Source organism: Corallococcus exercitus (genome assembly GCF_003611585.1).
Classification (GTDB): Bacteria; Myxococcota; Myxococcia; order Myxococcales; family Myxococcaceae; genus Corallococcus; species Corallococcus exercitus.
The window spans coordinates 1-380 of record NZ_RAVW01000956.1 but is presented as its reverse complement, the minus strand read 5'-3'; the positions used below and the strand labels follow the sequence as shown (position 1 = coordinate 380).

Genomic DNA, 380 nt, shown 5'->3' with positions numbered 1-380 from the left:
CCGTAGTTGCTCCCATAATGCCCCAGCGCACTACGCCGCAAATCGCTGAGATCAACAGCATATCGCGTGCACTACAACGGCGGAAAAGTTTATTACTCAGCGCAAAGATAATGACTTCCGCCACCACGCCCAGCGACCACAAATAGCCCACCGCCGAGGCCGAGTAGCCAGCAGCCTGCCAGTACATGGCGCTAAAACCGTAATAGGCCGCATGCGCCCCCTGCAATAAACAAACGCAGGCCAGAACGCGCCAGTTCTGGCGAACCAACGCCAACCACGCAGACCAACCGGTGCTCTCCTGCTGGCGGCTTGCCCCTTGTGGCTGAATCGTCGGACGGATGAGAAAGCCGAGCAGCATGGATGCCACGCCCAACGTCAAC

General features: G+C 58.7%; 1 protein-coding gene. It reads right to left on the bottom strand.

Annotated elements, in window-relative coordinates; translation table 11 throughout:
* Positions 1–358, bottom strand: a 358-nt coding sequence (locus D7W79_RS43070) for an MFS transporter (RefSeq protein WP_244222301.1), incomplete at its 3' end; no start/stop codon positions are given.
* Between the last annotated feature and the right edge of the window lie 22 nt (positions 359–380).